The sequence below is a fragment of the Salmonella sp. 741265055_HSA genome, from assembly GCF_046569525.1.
GTDB lineage: Bacteria > Pseudomonadota > Gammaproteobacteria > Enterobacterales > Enterobacteriaceae > Salmonella > Salmonella enterica.
In genome coordinates this window covers 1-3,284 of sequence record NZ_JBKFSQ010000076.1, presented here as the reverse complement: position 1 = coordinate 3,284, position 3,284 = coordinate 1, and the positions used below count along the sequence as shown (strand labels likewise).

Genomic DNA, 3,284 nt, shown 5'->3' with positions numbered 1-3,284 from the left:
CTGTACACTTGGTACATGCGCGCCGGTTTTATTTCTATGCAATTCAATGTTACCCCTCCGCATTGGGAGAGGGTGACAAAGAAATATGTCGGAGAAGATGAAATTGCCCCGGCCATCGCTCGCATGTTTAACGATGTGTGGTGGCGTGGTCGTCTGCGTCGCATTGCGGCTGCATGGCGCGAACATCTGCAAATTGCTGTCGGCAACGTCAGTAAGAAAAAGCATGCCTATGCGAGTAAAAACTGCGTGACTGACTGGCGTGAACAAAAGCGCCGCACTCGTGAATTTCTCAAAGGTCTGGATCTCGAAGATGAAGACGGCAACCGCATCAGTCTTATCGAAAAATACGACGGTTCGGTCGCTAACCCTGCGATACGCCGCTGCGAGCTGATGACCCGCATCCGTGGGTTTGAAAATATCTGCAATGAACTCGGATACGTCGGGGAGTTTTACACCCTGACCGCACCGTCTAAATATCATGCCACGACTAAAGCGGGATACCGTAACAGCAAATGGAACGGCGCTAGCCCGTCGGACACGCAGAGCTACCTAACCGGCCTTTGGGCGCGCATTCGTGCCAAGCTACATCGGGAAGAAATTCGCATTTTCGGCATACGTGTTGCCGAGCCTCATCACGACGGAACGCCGCACTGGCACATGCTTATGTTCATGTTGCCAGAAGACGTCGAGAGCGTGCGCCTCATCATCCGCGATTATGCATGGGAGGAAGACCACCACGAACTTAAAAGTGATAAGGCTAAAAAAGCCCGCTTTCATGCTGAGGCTATCGACCCGGAGAAAGGCAGTGCTACCGGCTATGTCGCGAAATACATTTCTAAAAACATCGACGGTTATGCTCTCGATGGTGAAACCGATGACGAAAGCGGTGAGCTACTGAAAGAGACAGCCCCCGCTGTATCAGCATGGGCGGCGCGCTGGCACATCCGTCAGTTTCAGTTTATCGGCGGTGCGCCGGTGACGGTCTACCGTGAATTGCGTCGTCTCGCTGATACCGAGACCGCGCACGGTCTGAGCGTTGAGTTTGCCGCCGTCCATGATGCCGCTGACGCCGGTGACTGGGCTGGTTACGTTAATGCGCAGGGAGGCCCGTTTGTCCGTCGCGATGATTTGCAGGTGCGCACGCTGTATGAACCGCGCCCCGAGTTTAACCAATATGGTGAGGAAACCATCTGCATCCGTGGCGTGTACGATTCTGCTGTCGGTGCCGGCACCCCTATTTTAACCCGGCTCACGCAGTGGAAAATTGTGCCGAAGCGTGCCGTTGATTTGGCCGTTGACGTTAAGGGCGCTCCTGCGCCCTCTCGGAGTTCTGTCAATAACTGTACGGGAAGCGAAAGCGATCCACCGGAACTCGATTTATCTAAGCCCCTAAGTCGACGTGAAAAACGAGAGCTGACAAACCGACTCAGGAAGCAAAAGCCAGCAATGCGGCGAAAATTTATCCACGGAACGGATGAGCAAAACGCAGCTATAGCGAAAACTATCGACGAGATACATCTGACTACCGGCATCACAATCAGCCGGGGCGAAGCCCTGCACCTGATGGCCGGTGGTAAAAGTTGCTTTAACGGTAAATGGTTGAGAGGAACGGCCAAGGGAGAAATATTTACCGCAGCACCATCGTATCAGGCTAAGGCTAGGATTATCCTCAATCGTGTTGCGGCTTTAGCTGAACTCGCAACGAAAATATAATCGTTAATATTCATCCATATCATGTACATACAGTGTGTTTAACTGTGATTTTTTCTTCACACCTTTTGTTATTACGTGTTACTGTATGTATATACAGTATCTCGTAATGGAGGTTGTGTGGATAGAGAGCTAAACGAGCACGTTATGATTGAGCGGGTCGAAATGATTGCGCGTCTGACTGCTGAAGGTACTTGTAAGGAAAGAGATCGTGAAATTGCATTGAATTTAATCGCGGAGATAGCAAGAGGCAACCTAATGAAAAATAATAATTTTTCTGTTGTTTTTTCCGCGCCACCTGTTGATGAAACCTTTGCAAAGGAGGGCAAGGTGAAAGTAAATATCACGTTGGATAAAGACCAAAAAATCGGCCAGCCGGTAATTGATGCTTTTCAATGCGAATTGATCAAGCGAATACAGTCTGTTTTCCCCTCAACGCGCGTTACTGTTAAAAAGGGATCGATGACCGGTGTCGAGCTGATGGGATTCGATAAAGATTCAGACCGCGAAGCGCTGGATAGCATCCTTAAGGAAGTGTGGGAAGATGAGAGCTGGCGTTAATCCCTGAAAAATGTGCAACCCTCGACCCCATGTTTGATAGCATGGGGTTGTTTTGTATGGGGATTACACACAAAGGAAAATCATGGATACCGTAATAGCATTTTTATCTCTGGCTCTCTTTATTGCTTTTATCGTGGGGTTAATCAAGCCGTCGCTGGTTCGAATGCCGAACCGTAAGCGCTCCAGTGCGGTTTATCTCGGTGGCTGTCTGGCGCTGGGTGTTATTGGCTCAATCTTATGGCCGACTGAAAAAAGTCAGACTGTGGCAAAAGCTGACGTGCCGGAGGTTAAAGCGGAACCGACTACGCCAACCTTTGAGTACGCAGATAAGACCCTCAAAGAATATCGCAATGAGCCAAAAGAAACCCGGCACAATATCGTTAAAGGTTATGTTGGCTTCAAAGGTGTACCGGTAAGCTCTGCTGATGCTTTTTATGCCTGTATGAGTGAGTACACTTTTACGAAAGATGATGCGTTAAAGATCGGTGATGTGTTGGGGTGGTGTTTTAACGACTTCGAGAAGGATCCACAATCCATAAATAATAAAATCAACCTTGACGCATTTCAGGGTAATTTTAGTGGTTGGGATGGCTCTTATCGCCCGTTAGAGAAGCTGATAAAAGCCAGCATGAATGATGATTCCTCTTATAAGCATGTTTCAACGGTCTACCATCTGATTTTGAATAAAGACCCGCATGCCGTTGTAAAAACAACGTTTCGCGGCACTAATGCTTATGGTGGTGTAGTGAAGCAAACAATTGCAGCGCGTGTTAATGTGAAAACGGGCGAAATAGTTTCGATGCTAAACAATTGAAGTTAATGCCGCCGATACTGAAGTTTGATATTGTATCGGTGGCATTGAAAGATGATCTTAAAGCATATCTATTTTTTTGTTTTACATGGTTTTTTTGATGTATTGTGTGTTGTTTTGTTTGTAATTAGAGTGCTTGATGATTTAAATTGCGCTTAGATGTTGTGTGAAAATGTTGTGATTTTCTATATCAAGGATTTGT

Annotated in this window: 3 protein-coding genes; all 3 read left to right on the top strand. The window is 47.6% G+C overall.

Features of this window, described 5'->3' with window-relative positions; genetic code table 11:
• On the top strand, nucleotides 1–1,713 hold a 1,713-nt coding region (locus ACLD4K_RS21810; RefSeq protein ID WP_411012495.1), incomplete at its 5' end, for a replication endonuclease.
• 117 nt (nucleotides 1,714–1,830) lie between these two features.
• Nucleotides 1,831–2,271: a DinI-like family protein gene (locus ACLD4K_RS21805; protein ID WP_411012494.1), complete on the top strand. Its 441-nt coding sequence runs from the start codon at nucleotides 1,831–1,833 to the stop codon at nucleotides 2,269–2,271.
• Between the two features lie 82 nt (nucleotides 2,272–2,353).
• Nucleotides 2,354–3,085: a hypothetical protein gene (locus ACLD4K_RS21800; RefSeq protein ID WP_411012493.1), complete on the top strand. Its 732-nt coding sequence runs from the start codon at nucleotides 2,354–2,356 to the stop codon at nucleotides 3,083–3,085.
• The last annotated feature ends 199 nt before the right edge of the window (nucleotides 3,086–3,284 follow it).